Annotated in this window: 10 protein-coding genes; 6 read left to right on the forward strand and 4 right to left on the reverse strand. The window is 73.7% G+C overall.

Annotation, left to right across the window (positions count from 1 at the left end):
* Positions 1 to 127 precede the first annotated feature (127 nt).
* Positions 128 to 1903, reverse strand: a complete 1776-nt coding sequence (locus tag ABT336_RS13565) for a DEAD/DEAH box helicase (protein ID WP_350896865.1) — start codon at positions 1901 to 1903, stop codon at positions 128 to 130.
* A gap of 262 nt (positions 1904 to 2165) precedes the next feature.
* On the opposite strand from ABT336_RS13565, the gene ABT336_RS13570 reads away from it, so the two are divergent.
* The 3 genes from ABT336_RS13570 to ABT336_RS13580 all read left to right on the forward strand — a co-directional run bounded on the left by ABT336_RS13570 (position 2166) and on the right by ABT336_RS13580 (position 7730).
* A complete protein-coding gene (locus ABT336_RS13570) occupies positions 2166 to 6326 on the forward strand; it encodes a SpoIIE family protein phosphatase (RefSeq protein ID WP_350896866.1) in 4161 nt (1386 codons plus the stop codon).
* Positions 6323 to 6622, forward strand: coding sequence for an STAS domain-containing protein (locus ABT336_RS13575; RefSeq protein WP_350896867.1), 300 nt, complete (start codon positions 6323 to 6325; stop codon positions 6620 to 6622). Before ABT336_RS13570 ends, ABT336_RS13575 begins: the two co-directional genes overlap by 4 nt.
* Before the next feature lie 142 nt (positions 6623 to 6764).
* On the forward strand, positions 6765 to 7730 hold the full coding sequence (locus ABT336_RS13580) for a hypothetical protein (RefSeq protein WP_350896868.1): 966 nt from the start codon (positions 6765 to 6767) through the stop codon (positions 7728 to 7730).
* Positions 7731 to 7745: 15 nt separating this feature from the next.
* Here ABT336_RS13580 and ABT336_RS13585 read toward each other — a convergent pair whose 3' ends face one another.
* The 3 genes from ABT336_RS13585 to ABT336_RS13595 all read right to left on the reverse strand — a co-directional run bounded on the left by ABT336_RS13585 (position 7746) and on the right by ABT336_RS13595 (position 11854).
* The gene (locus ABT336_RS13585) at positions 7746 to 8954 is read right to left on the reverse strand and encodes an SLC13 family permease (protein WP_350896870.1); all 1209 of its coding nucleotides are present in this window, start codon (positions 8952 to 8954) and stop codon (positions 7746 to 7748) included.
* 114 nt (positions 8955 to 9068) lie between these two features.
* Positions 9069 to 10334 (reverse strand): nucleotide sugar dehydrogenase, encoded by a 1266-nt coding sequence (locus tag ABT336_RS13590; RefSeq protein ID WP_350896871.1) that lies wholly within the window; start codon positions 10332 to 10334, stop codon positions 9069 to 9071.
* Between the two features lie 119 nt (positions 10335 to 10453).
* Positions 10454 to 11854 carry a serine/threonine-protein kinase gene (locus ABT336_RS13595; protein WP_350896873.1) on the reverse strand — a complete coding sequence of 467 codons (1401 nt, stop codon included), beginning with the start codon at positions 11852 to 11854 and terminating at the stop codon, positions 10454 to 10456.
* 348 nt (positions 11855 to 12202) lie between these two features.
* Here ABT336_RS13595 and ABT336_RS13600 point away from each other — a divergent pair, with 348 nt between their 5' ends.
* The 3 genes from ABT336_RS13600 (at position 12203) to ABT336_RS13610 (ending at position 14947) form a co-directional block, all read left to right on the forward strand.
* Positions 12203 to 12838: an RNA polymerase sigma factor gene (locus ABT336_RS13600; protein ID WP_350896874.1), complete on the forward strand. Its 636-nt coding sequence runs from the start codon at positions 12203 to 12205 to the stop codon at positions 12836 to 12838.
* Position 12839: 1 nt separating this feature from the next.
* Positions 12840 to 13526 (forward strand): hypothetical protein, encoded by a 687-nt coding sequence (locus ABT336_RS13605; protein WP_350896875.1) that lies wholly within the window; start codon positions 12840 to 12842, stop codon positions 13524 to 13526.
* A gap of 185 nt (positions 13527 to 13711) precedes the next feature.
* The gene (locus ABT336_RS13610; RefSeq protein ID WP_350896876.1) at positions 13712 to 14947 is read left to right on the forward strand and encodes a glutamate-cysteine ligase family protein; all 1236 of its coding nucleotides are present in this window, start codon (positions 13712 to 13714) and stop codon (positions 14945 to 14947) included.
* Positions 14948 to 14951 lie beyond the last annotated feature (4 nt).

Below are 14951 nucleotides of genomic sequence, written 5' to 3' on the forward strand. Positions count from 1 at the left end.
CGGACGGGTCCCGCCCCGCGCGCACCGCACGGGGCGGGACCCGTCCGCGTGGGGTGCGCGTCGACAGTCTGAGGGCGGCCATCGCCGGCCCGGTCCAGGACGTCGTCCCGACCGGGCCGGCGAGGAGTCAGCGCCGGTCCCGGGACTCGAACCGGCGGTCCCCGCCGTCACGGTCGCGGGGCTCGAAGCGGCGGTCCCCGCCGTCACGGTCCCGGCGTACCGTCGCCCGCCGACCCTTGATGGTGCTGGCGCGCAGCCCGGCGATCACCTCCTCGGCCACCGCCGTGGGCACCTCCACCAGGGAGAACCGGTCGGCGATCTCGATGGAGCCGATGTCCCGGCCGCTGATCTGGGTCTCCCCGGTGATCGCGCCCACCAGGTCCTGCGGCCGGACCCCGGCCCGCCGACCCAGCCCGACGAAGACCTGGGTGGTGCCGGCGGTGCGGGGCCGTCCCGGCCGTCGGTCGCCCCGAGCGTCCATCCCCGGCCGGTTCTCCCGGTTCGGACGGACCGCTACCTGCGGAATCTCCTCGTCCTCGTCGGTGCTGCCGGGCAGCGTCGCCTCGTGGGCCAGCTTCACCGCGGCGAGGGCCACCTCCATCAGGTCGAACTCGTCCGACAGCGACTCGACGATCACCCGGAACGGGGTCAGGTCGTCCTCCAGGAGGCTCTCCCGGAGGGCGGCCTGGGTCAGCTCCAGCCGCCGGGTCCGCAGGTCCGCCACGGTGGGCATCTTGTCGATGGCGATCCGTTGCCCGGTGACCCGCTCGATGGTCTTGAGCATCCGGTGTTCCCGGGGCTCGGCCAGGGTGATCGCCACCCCCTCCCGACCGGCCCGGCCGACCCGGCCGATCCGGTGCACGTACGACTCGGCGGCGGACGGCACGTCGTAGTTGACCACGTGGCTGAGCTGCTCCACGTCCAACCCCCGGGCGGCCACGTCGGTGGCCACCAGCAGGTCCGCCGTGCCGGAGCGGAGCCGCCCCATCACCCGGTCCCGCTGCTCCTGGCTCATCCCGCCGTGCAGCGCCTCGGCCCGGTAGCCGCGCCCGTTCATCGTCTCGGTGAGCCGGTCCACCTCCTCCCGGCTGCGGCAGAACACGATCGCCGCGGTCGGGGACTCCACGTCCAGCACCCGGCCCAGTGCGGCCGGCTTGTGGGCCCGGGCCACGATGTACGCGCTCTGCCGTACCCGGGGAGCCTCCCCGGCCACCGGCTGCTCCCGGGCGATGAGGATCCGGACCGGGTCGGTGAGGTACGCCCGCGCCATGCCGTCGATCCGGGCCGGCATGGTGGCGGAGAACAGCACCGTCTGTCGCTCCTGCGGGGTGTGCTCCAGGATCGCCTCGATGTCCTCGGCGAAGCCCATGTCGAGCATCTCGTCGGCCTCGTCGAGCACGACGGTGGAGAGCTGCCCCAGACGCAGCGTCCCCCGGGCGATGTGGTCCAGGGCCCGGCCCGGGGTCGCCACCACCACGTCCACCCCGCTGTCCAGGGCGCGCAGCTGCCGGCCGATGGGCTGCCCGCCGTAGATCGGCAGGACCCGGGTGCCGAGGTCCTTGCCGTACCTGTGGAACGCCTCGGAGACCTGCACTGCCAGTTCCCGGGTGGGCACCAGCACCAGGGCCACCGGATCGCCCTCGGTACGCCCCGCCGGCATCCGCTGCAACAGCGGCAGGGCGAAGGCGGCCGTCTTGCCGGTCCCGGTGGCCGCCTGCCCGAGCAGGTCACCGCCGGCGAGCAGGGGAGGGATCGCCTCCCGCTGGATCGGGGTGGGCTCCTCGTAGCCGAGCGCGGTGAGCGCGCGGAGAAGTTCGGCGCGCAGCCCGAGATCCGCGAAGGCGCTCGCCTCCTGCGGGTCGCCGCCGGTGGTCGTTTCGATCGGTGCGGGTGCGGAACTCATGGGTAGAGCTTTTCATCACCGACGTCGGCACGTTTCGGCGACCGGCCGACTCGGTGTCCGCGCGCCCCGAAGACACGGCCCCCGGCGTGCCCGGCGGGCGTGACGCCGGGGGATGATGATCCGGATCGGGCCGGGCTCGACTGCCGCCGACCGGCAGCTGCTCTACGATTCCGCGGGGACGGACACAGTCTCCGCGGGGGTGAGGCAGCAGCGGACCGGGGTAGGGAGGAAGCAGGGCCGTGGTGAGGGAGACGTCGACGCGATGACCAGTGGTGAGCGCCACCCGTCAGGGAGTGCCGACGTGTTCGTCGGCGGCGGTGAGGTCGGCCGGGACCTCGCGGCGGTGGACTGGTCGACGACACCGCTGGGGCCGCCGGAGGACTGGCCGCAGAGCCTCCAGACGTCGGTTCGCATCCTGCTGTCCTCCCGGTTCGCGATGTGGATGGCGTGGGGGCCGCAGCTCACGTTCTTCTGCAACGCCGCGTACCGCCGCGACACCCTGGGCCGCAAGTACCCGTGGGCGCTGGGCCGACCGGCCGACCAGGTGTGGGCGGAGATCTGGGACGACATCGGTCCCCGGGTCGACAACGTGCTCACCACCGGGGAGGCGACCTGGGACGAGGCGCTCCGGCTGTTCGTGGAGCGGTCCGGCTACCGGGAGGAGAGTTACCACACCTTCTCCTACAGTCCGTTGCACGACGACGACGGTGCGTTGATCGGGATGCTCTGCGTGGTCAGCGAGGAGACCGAGCGGGTCATCGGTGAGCGGCGGATGGCGACGCTGCGGGATCTCGGCTCCGACCCGAGCGTGGTGCGGACCGAGGAGGAGATGCTCGCCTTCGCGAGCCGGCAGCTGGGGCGCAACCGCCTGGACCTGCCGTTCACCCTCACCTACCTCTTCGACGACGACGGTCAGGCCCGCCTGGCCGAGGCGACGGGACTCGACCGTCGGCACCCGGCTGCTCCGGCGACCCTGTCGATCACGGATGCGGAGGCCGTGTGGCCCGCCGCCGCGCCGGCCCGGGGCGATTCCGTGCTGGTGGAGCTCGACGGTCCGACTTTCGCCGGGCTGCCCGGCGGCCAGTGGCCGGAGCCACCCCGGCAGGCCCTGTTGGTGCCGTTGTTGCAGCAGGGCGGCACGTCGTACGGGTTCCTGGTGGCCGGGATCAACAGGTACCGACTCCTCGACGACGCCTACCGGGGCTTCGTCGAGCTGGCCGCCAGTCACGTGGCGGCGGGGGTCGCCAGCGCCCGTAGCTACCAGGCCCAGCAGCGCCGTGCCGAGGAGCTGGCCGAGCTGGACCGGGCCAAGACGGCCTTCTTCTCCAACGTCAGTCACGAGTTCCGTACGCCGCTGACCCTGATCATGGGTCCGTTGGAGGAGCTGCGTGGTCGGCTCCAGGACGCCGACGACGGGGTACGACAGGAGTTGGAGGTGGCCCGGCGCAACGGGCTGCGTCTGGGCAAGCTGGTAAACGCCCTGCTGGACTTCTCCCGTATCGAAGCCGGACGGATGCAGGCCCGGTACGAGCCGGTGGACCTGGCCGCGACCACCACCGAGCTGGCGAGTGTCTTCCGGTCGGCGGTCGAGCGGGCCGAGCTGGCCTTCGAGGTGGACTGTCCGCCCCTGCCCGAACCGGTGCACCTTGACCGGGGCATGTGGGAGAAGGTGGTGCTCAACCTGCTCAGCAACGCCCTGAAGTTCACCTTCGAGGGGCGGATCCGGGTCGCGGTCCGCGCGGCCGACGGACACGCGCTTGTCACCGTCGCCGACACCGGAATCGGCGTGGCCGCACCGGAGATGCCCCGGTTGTTCGAGCGGTTCCACCGGATCGAGAACGCCAGGTCACGGTCGAACGAGGGCAGCGGGATCGGCCTGGCGCTGGTCCGGGAGCTCGTCGGCCTGCACGGTGGCACCATCACCGCCGACAGCGTCGTCGACGAGGGCACCACCTTCACCGTCCGCCTGCCCTTCGGGGTCGCCCACCTGCCCGCCGGCGCGGCGGTGTCCGCCGCCGCCCCGGCCGGGGTGTCGGCCACCGCCGACCCGTTCGTCCACGAGGCGCTGCGGTGGCTTCCGGCCGACCCCGGGCCCGCCGGGGAGGAGGACTCCGCCGACGCCCCGGCCGCGACCGCCGGTGAGTCGCAGGTCGCCGGTTCGTCGGCCCGGGTGGTGGTGGCAGACGACAACGCCGACATGCGCGAGTACCTGATCCGTCTGCTCCGCTCCGCCGGTCACCGGGTGGAGGCGGTCGCCGACGGCCAGGCCGCGCTGGACGCCGTCCGGGTCCACCCGCCGGACCTGGTGGTCAGCGACGTGATGATGCCCCGACTGGACGGCCTGCAGCTGGTGGCGGCCCTGCGCGCGGACCCGAGGACCGCCGGGACGCCGGTGCTGTTGCTGTCGGCCCGGGCCGGTCAGGAGGCGTCCATCGAGGGGCTGGACGCGGGGGCCGACGACTACCTGGTCAAGCCCTTCTCCGCCGCCGAGCTGCTGGCCAGGGTACGGGCGAACGTGGAGCTGGCCCGGCTGCGCAACCACCATGCCCGCTGGCGTACGGCGCTCGTCGACTCCCTGCAGGAGGCGTTCTTCGTCTGCGCCGACGACGGTGCCGTCGTCGAGATCAACGCCGCGTTCACCGACGTCCTCGGCTACGGCCCCGAGGATCTGCCCTACGCTCCGGTCCACCCGTGGTGGCCGGACCGGGACGCGGAGCCCGACGCCCACCGGCAGGTGGGCGAGGCGTTCACCCTCCTCATGGAGCAGGAGCAGGGCACCTACACCATTCCGGTGACCCACCGGGACGGACACCGGTTGTGGGTCGCCGCCTCCTTCAACCAGGTCGTCGACCCCGACACCGGGCGTCGGGTGGTGGTGGGCACGTTCCGTGACGTCACCGCCGAGCACTACGCCGTCCAGCGGGAGACCGCCCTGGCGGCGTTGAGCATGCGTCTGTCGCGGTCGGAGGACCTGACCGACGCCCTCACCGGTGTCCTCGACGAGCTGCGGAAGTTGTGGCGGGCCGCCGGGGTCACCGCCGTGGTGTTCGGCGACTCGTCCCCTCCCGTGGTGACCGGCGTGGACCCGGACCTGCGCTGGGAGTCGTTGCCGCAACGCCGTCGTGAGATGGTCACCGCGTTGCGGGACCGGACCCTGCCCACGGCGGTGGCGGCCGAGACCGGTGGGGCCGGTATCGCCGTGGAGCATCCGCACGGCACCATGGTCCTCTGGATCGACCTGGGGGAGCGGCGACCCTTCACCGAGCAGGACGTGACCCTGTTGACGTTGCTGGCCGGTCAGGCCGGTCAGGGACTGCACCGGGTCCACCAGATCGACCAGCAGCGGGAGACCGCCCTGGCGCTGCAACGGGCGATCCTGGGCCCGGCCCAGCTGCCCTCGGGTTTCGCCGTGCGGTACGAGCCCGCCACCCGCCCGCTCAAGGTCGGCGGCGACTGGTACGACACGGTGACCCTGCCCGACGGCCGGATCGGCATCGTGGTCGGCGACTGCGTGGGTCACGGTCTGCAGGCGGCCACGGTCATGGGTCAGCTGCGCAGCGCCTGCCGGGCCCTGCTGTTGCAGCAGCCCAGCCCGGCCCGGACGCTGACCGCCCTGGACCGTTTCGCCGCCCTGCTCCCCGGTGCGGCGTGCGCCAGCGTCTTCTGTGGTGTGCTGGACCCGGCCACCGGGCACCTGCGGTACTCCAGCGCCGGTCACCCACCGGCGATCGTCGCCCATCCGGACGGCACGACGATCCTGCTCGACCAGGGGCGGTCCCGTCCGCTCGTGGTCCGCCTCGGTGCCGACCGACCCGAGGCGGAGTGCGTCGTACCGCCCCGGGCGACCCTCATGCTGTACACGGACGGACTGGTCGAGCGTCGACGTCAGTCGGTGACCGTCGGGATCGAACGGGCGACAGCCACCGTGCAGGACGGGCGGGCCGCTCCGATCGAGACCCTGGCCTCCGACGTCATGTCGCGGATGGCCCCCGACGGCGGTTACGACGACGACGTGGCGCTGCTGCTCTACCGTCATCCCGGGCCGTTGGAGCTCGACTTCCCCGCCGAGGCGACTCATCTGGCCCCGGTCCGTACCGCGCTGCGCAGTTGGCTCGAACGCTGCGGGCTGGACCGGGCCAGCGCCTACAACGTGCTGGTGGCCGCCGGGGAGGCCTGCGCCAACGCCATCGAACACGGTCACCGCGACGCCCCCGGCGGCCGGATCCACCTGCACGCCGCCGCCACCGCCGACGGGCTGCGGCTCAGCGTCACCGACAGCGGCAGGTGGAAGGTTCCCCTGGCGGTGGAGAACAACCACCGGGGGCGCGGTCTCAGCCTGATGCGCGCCCTCATGGACAGCATCACCGTGATCCACGGAGCCGGCGGCACCACCGTCGACATGCAGGCAAGGATTGGCCGATGACCACTGCGCTGACCCTCACCACGAGCCGCCGTGCGGACGGGGCCGCAGTCCTGCACGCCGTGGGTGAGATCGACATGAGCAACGCGGACAGTTTCGCCGCCGCCCTGGCCGGTGCCGCCGAGGGCGGCGAGGGTTTCCTGGTTGTCGACCTCACGGCGGTGGAGTACCTCGACAGCGCCGGTCTCGCGGCGTTGTTCCCGCACGCGGACCGGGTGCGGTTGGTGGCCTCTCCGCTGTTGGCCCCGCTGTTGGCCATCTCCGGGTTGTCGGATCTGACCACCGTCGAGGGTGGCTGAGACCGTCGAGGGTGGGTGAGGTCGCCGACGGTCTGTTCCCTTTCGGGGTAGACGGTTCCTTTGTTTGGTTCGTCAGGTGGTCCGGGTCCTAACGTTGCCTCGGGGTGCCGCGTCGCGGCGTACCGGGAGAGGGGACCCGAGGATGCGCGTGCCGAGCCGAAGCTCCGGACCGCAGCGCGGCCCGGCAGTGGGGTCAGTGGTCCCGACGATCCCCCCGGGCGTCCCCGAGGCGCGTCCCGGCGGCTCGCCCGGCCCTGACCTGCCCGCCTACCGGGAGGCTGTCGCGGACCTGCTGGTCGAGCTCGGCACCCTCACCGACGCCGGTTCGACCACCGCCCGTCAGGTGCTGCTCGACGAGCGGCTGCGGGAACCGGTGATCGCCGATGTCCTCGACGCGACGGCGGCCGGCGTCGTCGCGACCCGGGAGACCCTTCTGCTGGAGCTGGCCCGTTACCGGCCCGAGGCCCGCGACGCCGCCCGGGACCTGGCGGCCCTGGTCCGCAGCTACCTGCTGACCCGGATCGACCTGATGTGGTGGCGCGACGCCCCGGCCCTCGCCACCGACGCCCAGATCGTCGTCGGTCAGGACCTCGTCGACCTGGAGTGGCTGCGTCGGCGGGACCTGATCCGGTTCCGCTACCGGGAGCAGCCGGCCACCCTGGTCGGTCGAGGGCTGCGGGCCCTCGACCGGCGGCTGCGACCGTACGCGGCTCCCCGTACCGCCGGGGTCCGGTTCCGTCGTGCCCGGCGGGAGATCGTCGCGCTGCTCAACGACATCGCCCGGGAGTTCGCCTCGGCCGCCCCGGCGGGCACCCCGCCACTGTGGGTGAACAGCCTGGTCCGCAGCGTCGAGCACCAGCATCGGCTGCGCCGGCTGGGCTACCAGGCCCTGCTGCCCAGCGCGACCTGTCTCGGGTGGGCCGTCGACGTGGAACTCGACTGGTTCCGGCGGTTCGGGGCCCGGGATGTCCTGGCCGGGATCCTGCGGGGCCGCCAGGACGCCGGTGAGGTCAACGTGGTGGACGAGGGGCAGGCCTGGCACGTCTGCCTCGCCCCGGCCGCCGTGGCGCGGCTGCGGCGCGCGTACGAGGTCGAGCTGGGCGTCTGAGGCGGCGGCACCGTCTCACCCGGTCAGCAGGAGGGCGCCGAGGGCGGCCCCGGTGGCGGTGACGGCGAGCAGGGTGCCGGTGGCCACGAACCGGCCCAGCGGGATCGGTACGCCCGCGCTGCGGCAGCGTTCGTACCACAGCAGGGTGGCCAGCGACGCCCACGGGACCACCAGCGGACCCACGTTGGTGCCGATCAGCAGGGCGAGCAGGCGTACCTGGTCGTGCACCCCGAGCACCGCCTCCCCGGCGAGGTACGCCGGCAGGTTGTTCACCGCGTTGGCCAGCAGCGCCCCGGTGCCGCCGGCCCGTAGCACCCCGACCGCCCCGTCGCCCGCTCCGACGAGGGCGCCGGCCAGGTCGTTGAGGCCGTGCCGGCCGAGTGTCTGGACCACCAGGAACAGCCCGGTCACCAGGAGCAGGAGCCGCCAGGGCAGGAGGCGCAGCCGCAGGGTGGCCGGTGAGCGCAGGGCGAAGCCGACCAGCGCCACCGCGACGGCCACCGTCGAGGCGACCCCGATCGGCACCCCCACCGCGATGCCCACCACGAACAGCAGGCAGCCACCGAGGGCGGTCCGGTAGAGGGTCCGGTCGACAGGGGCCAGGGGTCGGGGTACGTCGAACCGCTGCGGCAGGTCCCGCCAGTACAGCAGCCACAGCCAGGCGGCGGTGACGGCGATCGCGGCGACCTGGGGCAGCCACATCCGGGCGGCGTACCCGAGGGGGTCCAGGCCGATCCGGTCGGCGGCGAGCAGGTTGGTCAGGTTGGACACCGGCAGCAGGAGGCTGGCGGTGTTTGCCAGCCAGACAGTGGTGACCGCCAGCGGCAGGGGCGCGATGCCGATCCGGACGGCGAGGGCGAGCAGGACCGGGGTGAGCAGCACGGCGGTGGTGTCCAGGTTGAGCAGGACGGTGGTGGCCGAGGCGAAGCCGACACAGAGCAGGAACAGCGGCCCCCGGCGGCCTCGGGCGAGGATCGCCAGCCGGGTGGCGAGGACGTCGAAGACCTCGGCGGCGGCGGTCAGTTCGGCGAGCACCACCACGCTGCCGAGGAAGAGCAGCAGGGGCAGGATCCGGGTGACGGTGGCCGTCGCCTCGGCGCGGGGGAGCAGCCCGGTCAGGACGCAGGCGGCACCGGCCAGGGCGAGCGCGACGGCAGCGAGGTCCAGCGGGTGGGGGCGGCGACGGCGGTCGGGGGCGGGCGGCATCGCGCCGTTGGGTTCCACGTCCGCCGATCCTTGCAGGCCGTCCGGCCCGACAGCTGGGCGACCCGCAGCGGCCGGGATGATCCATCTCACTCCCCGCCCGGACGACAGTGGGCCGACGACCCCGCAGCGCTGTCAGAGCAGTTCGACAGTGGGGCCGACCTGGCAGCGGGACCGGGTGTCGAACACGTACCGGGCGTGCCGGGTCACCATGTCGTAGTCGAAGGCGTCGTGGTCGGTGACCACCACCACCGCGTCGGCCCGGCGCACCTCGGCCTCGGTCAGCGGCACCACCTGCACCCCGTCCGGCAGGTGGTGCGGCTCGGCGTACGGTTCCACCGCGTACACCTGCGCGCCGAGCAGGCGCAGCTGCCGGGCCACGTCGACGGCGGGGGAGTCACGCAGGTCGCCGGTGTTCTTCTTGTACGCCAACCCCAGCAGCAGCACCCGGGCACCGCTGATCGACCTGCCGCCCCGGTTGAGCCCGGTCATCACCCGGTGGGCCACGTGTTCGGGCATCGCGTGGTTGATGTCGTTCGCCAGTTCGATGAAGCGGAACTGGCGACCCAGTTTGCGTCGCACCTGCCACGACAGGTAGCAGGGGTCGATCGGTAGGCAGTGCCCGCCCACCCCGGGGCCGGGCCGGAACGACATGAACCCGAACGGTTTGGTGTCGGCGGCCTCGATGGCCTGCCAGACGTCGATGTCGAGCTGGTGGGAGAGGACTGTCAGCTCGTTGATCAGGGCGATGTTGACCTGGCGGAAGGTGTTCTCGATCAGCTTGGTCAGCTCGGCCACCCGGGTGGAGTCCACCGGCACGGTCTGCTCGACGAGTCGCCGGTAGAACCCGTCGACCCGGTGCAGCGCCGCCTCGTCCAGCCCGGAGACGACCTTCGGGGTGTTCTCCAACCGCCACGTCGGGTTGCCCGGGTCGATCCGTTCCGGGCTGTACCCGAGGTGGAAGTCACCGGGGCTGCGCAGCCCGCTCGCCGACTCCAGGAGGGGGCGCAGGAGCTCGTCGGTGGTGCCGGGGTAGGTGGTCGACTCCAGGACCACCGTCGTCCCCCGGCGCACGTACGGCCCGATCCCGGCCCCGGCCTGTTCGACGAAGCTCAGGTCCGGGGTGCCGTCGCGTAGCGGGGTCGGCACGGTGATCACACAGATGTCGAAGCCCTCGGCGTCGACGTACTCGGTGCTCGGGTGGTACCGGCCGGTGGCCAGCGCCCGACCGAGGCGGGCGGCGGTGATGTCCTCGACGAAGGACTCCCCGGTGGCGAGCCGTTTGACCCGGTCGGCGTCCACGTCGAGCCCCACCACGTCCAGGCCCGCCTCGACGGCCCGGACGGCCAGGGGCAGCCCGACGTACCCCTGACCGATGACGACCAGCTTCTCCACGTTCACCCGGGCCTCCGTAGCAGGTATGAAACGCCTGCAGACGAGCCTAGGGTGACGTACGCCCTCGTAAGTCCGTTTTGGTACTGCCGAGGCCGGTGTGACGGACGTGGCGTGCGACTAGCGGGTCATTCGCCGGCGGCCGGACCGCCCGGGTCGCCGTCAGGTGGACCACCGGTGGTCGGCGGCGGAGGGTCGACGGGTGCCCCGGTGGTCGGCGGGGGCGTGGTCGCCGGGGCGGTCGGGGCGGGAGGCTCGACGGAGGCCGAGGGACGGACCGGCGACGGCGACGGCTCGGCGTCCTCGCTGGGCGAGGCCGACGGCGACGGCGACGGTGACGGCGACCCCGACGACCTGTTCGTCGGGTTCGCGGGACGGTTCGGGCGGCTCTCCTCGGAGGGGGTCGTCTCCGGCTCGGCGCTCGGCTGCTTCTCGGTGGTGGGCACCGCGGCGGGCGTGGTGTCCCGGATCTCCACGCCCCGGTCGGCGTCGCCGGTCTGTCCGGTCATGCCCAGTGCCGCGCCGAGCCCACCGAGGGCGACGAGCACGACGACCGCAGCCCCGACCAGGGGGCCCCGACCGCGCCTGCGCCCTCGTCCGCCGGTGGCCACCGCCGCCCCGACCGGCGGGACCGCCCGGGTCGGGTCGGGGTCGCGCGGCCGGTAGGCGGCCACCCCCGCCACGGCCGTGGCGCCGCCGTCGCCGCCCAGTGCGGCCCGAGCCGCCTCGGCCATCTCCGCGCCGGTGGCGAACCGGTCGGCGGGATCCTTGGCCAGTGCCCGCAGGACCAGCGCCCGCACCGGGGCGGGGATCTCCTCGGGCAGCGGCGGCGGCTCGTCGTCCAGGTGCCGCACCGCCACCTGGAGCGGGTTGTCACCGGTGAAGGGAGGAGCGCCGGTGAGGCAGCAGTACGCCACGGCACCGAGGGCGTAGATGTCGGTGGCACCGGTCACCGGCCGACCCGCCGCCTGCTCCGGTGCCATGTACAGGGCGGTCCCCGGCACCGCGTTGGTGCTGGTGATGCTCGTCACGTTCGTGGAGCGGGCCACCCCGAAGTCGACGAGGACCACCGTGCCGTCGGCCTGGACCAGCAGGTTGCTCGGCTTCACGTCGCGGTGCACGATGCCGCCGTTGTGCGCGGCGTGCAGGGCCTGGGCTGCCTGGTTCACCACCGACAGGGTCTGGTCGACGTCGAGCCGACCGGCCGCCTCGATCTGCTTGGACAGCGGCTGGCCCTCGACGTACTCCATCACCAGGTAGTCGGCCCGGCCGCCGTCGGTGAGCGTGTCCTCACCGCTGTCGTAGACCTGCACGATGCCGGGATGCCGCAACGCGGCCATGATCCGGGCCTCGGCCCGGAACCGGGCGATGAAGTCCGGGTCGGACACCAGGCCGGGCAGCAGGACCTTGACCGCGACCTGCCGGCCGAGCACCAGGTCCATCGCGCACCAGACGTCACCCATGCCGCCGGTGGCGACACGTTCGTCGAGGCGGTAGCGACCGCTGAGTACGACCTCCGAAGACAGCACGGCCCTACGGTACCCACAGGGGCCGACGCGGGCGCAGGGTGAGGTCGGCTCACGAACGGTCCGGTCGCGCCCTCCGGGGTCCGGCCCGGGGCCGGATCTGACACCCGGTCAACGCCCGGCGGCGCACCGTCACCAGGCGCTGCGCAAGGGGCCTCTCGGTCGGCGCGACGACCACCGGTCGAAGTGGAACCGACGGGCATGACGCCTACGCCACCGTGGTGTTACCTTGACTCGCCGCTCAGGGCGGCGCAGCAGAGGCCGCCTGACCGAAAGCCGTCCGACTTTGTCCGTCCGCCATCGCCGACCCCCCGTCCCGGGCACCACCGGCCCGCACCGGGAGTCGTCGTCGTGACCGGTGACCTGACCGAGGCGGCGCTCGCCGCCCAGGGCGGCGACGAGGAGGCCTTCCGACTTCTCTACCGCAGCCTGCAACCGGGTCTGCTGCGCTACCTCACGGTCCTCGTCGGCACCGACGCCGAGGACGTCGCCTCGGAGACCTGGCTCCAGGTCGCCCGGGACCTGCCCACCTTCTCCGGCGGCGAGTTCCGCGCCTGGGCGGTCACCATCGCCCGCAACCGGGCGATGGACCACCTGCGCCGGGAACGCCGCCGACCAGCCCTCCCTGTCCCCGTGCATGCCTTCGCCGACCTCCCCGGGGACACCGACACCGAACTGGAGGTCGGTGAGATCTTCGGTACCGACCGGGCGATGGCGCTGATCTCGACGCTGCCACCGGCCGAGGCCGAGGCCGTGCTGCTGCGGGCCGTCGTCGGCCTCGACGCCCAGAGCGCGGGGCGGGTCCTCGGCCGCCGGCCGGGCGCGGTGCGGACCGCTGCCCACCGGGGCCTGCGGCGGCTGGCCGCCCTGCTGGGACAGCTCGACCCGGACGCCCCACCGGCGGATGCCCGAGGGGTCGTACCCGATCCGCGTCCCGGTTCCGGGAGCCGGTCGCGGGCACCCCACGCCGAACCGGCGGACGGGTGACATGAGGGGGAACTGGATGAACCTCGGCCGCCCCGCCGACCGGGGGGACCTCGACCGGCTGCTCGACGGTGCCCGTGCCGGGACACCGTCGGCAGACGAACCCCTGGCCCGGCTGCTCGCCGACGCGGCCGGCCCACCCCGCCCCGGTGACCTCGCCGGAGAGCAGGACGCCCTGACCGCCTTCCGGGCGGCCCGCAGCGCCCCGGACCCCCGCCCCCGGCGGCGCGCGTCGGGCCTGCGCCCGCTGGCCTGGATCGCCGGGTTCGCCGCCACGGCGACCGCCGGTGTGGCGTTCGCGGCGGTCGCCGTCGACGACGGCGACCCGCCCCCACCCCCGCCCGCCCCGGTCGGCACCACCTCCGCACCCTCGCCGAGCGGACCCGCCACCGGACGGCCGACGGAGCCCACCCCGATGCAGACGCCTGCGTCGACGGACCGGCCCGGGTCACCCACGGCTGCCACCACCCCCGCCCGCCCCACCGACGAACCCGACGCCGGGGCGTCCGATCCCGCGCCGACACCCTCCGCCGCAGCCGGGGCGAACCTGCACGGGCACTGCAACGCCTACCTGTCCAAGAAGCCGCAGCAGCGGGAGAAGGCCCTGACCAAGCCCGGGTTCGCCGGGCTGGTCACCGCCGCCGGCGGTGCCGACCGGGTCGAGGAGTACTGCCGGGCCCTCGACCCGTAGGCCCCCGACCGAACCGGTCCCCTCGCCCCACCGTCCCCCCACCCCCACCGCCGCGGGCTCACGCCGAAGAGACGGTTTCTCCCGGCTGGACGTCGTTGGTCTGTTAGACACGAGATGGTGAACCGCCGACCATCCCGTACGGCGACGATCGGGGTGGTCCCAGCACCGGCAGGGAGGACCGCCTCGTGGTGACGTCACCCGGGTTGGACCGGACGGCAGTTCTGCGGGAGCCGCAGAGCGTGGCCGGGCACCTGGCCCGGACCTGTTTCCGGAGCGGACCACCGGTGCTCACCGGCGTCGAACTGGAATGGACCGTGCACGACGCCGACGACCCGACCCGCCCGGTCGAGCGGGACCGGATCCGGGCGGCCCTCGGGTCGTACAGCCCCACCACCCTCGATCCCACCAGCCCCGCCCGACGACTCCGCCACGGCGGCTGCGTCACCCTCGAACCGGGCGGACAGGTGGAGATCTCCACCGCACCACGTGCCGAGTTCGCCGCGCTGCTCACCGCCACCGACGCCGAGATCGGTCAACTCCGGCACCTGCTCGCCACCGCCGGACTGACCCTCGGGGAGACCGGCATCGACCCGTACCGCCCGCCGATCCCGGTGCTGGCCACACCCCGCTACCGGGCCATGCGGGCCGTCCTCGACAGGCAGGGTCGGCACGGCCGGACGATGATGTACAGCACCGCCGGGCTCCAGGTCTGCCTCGACGCGGGGGAGCGGACCGACCTGGCGGACCGGTGGGCCGCCGCGCACACCGTCGGCCCGCCGCTGCTGGCCGCGTTCGCCACCGCCGGACGGCACGCCGGCGGCCCGACCGGCTGGGCGTCCGCCCGGATGGCCGCCTGGCTGGGCATCGACCCGGCCCGGACCCGGCCCGCCTGGTCACCCCGGGACGCCGACCAGGACCCGGTCACCGCCTGGACCGGGTACGTCCTGGCAGCCCCGCTGCTGTGCCTGCGGCACGAGGGCCCGGACTGGACACCGCCGCCCGGCGTCACCTTCGCCGACTGGATCGCCGGGGCGCTGCCCCGACCCCCCACCACCGACGACCTGGACTACCACGTCGGCACCCTCTTCCCACCCGTGCGTCCGCGTGGCTACCTGGAACTGCGCTACCTCGACACCCAGCCGGGACCGGACTGGGCGGTGCCGGTGACGGTGCTGGCCGCCCTCTTCGCCGACCGGGAGACCGTACGCGCCGCCCGCACCGTCGGCGCCCCCGTGGCCGACAGGTGGCACGTCGCCGCCCGCGCCGGACTCACCGACGGGCCGTTGGCCCGCGCCGCGGCCGACCTGTTCGACCTCGCCCTGGACGCCCTGCCCCGGCTGGACCTGCCGGCCGACACCGACCAGCGGATGCGGCGAGCCATCCGGCGACGGCGGGCCGCCGCGCGAAGGAGTGACACGTGAGCCA

The sequence above is a fragment of the Micromonospora sp. NPDC000207 genome (assembly GCF_040300925.1).
Lineage (GTDB): Bacteria > Actinomycetota > Actinomycetes > Mycobacteriales > Micromonosporaceae > Micromonospora.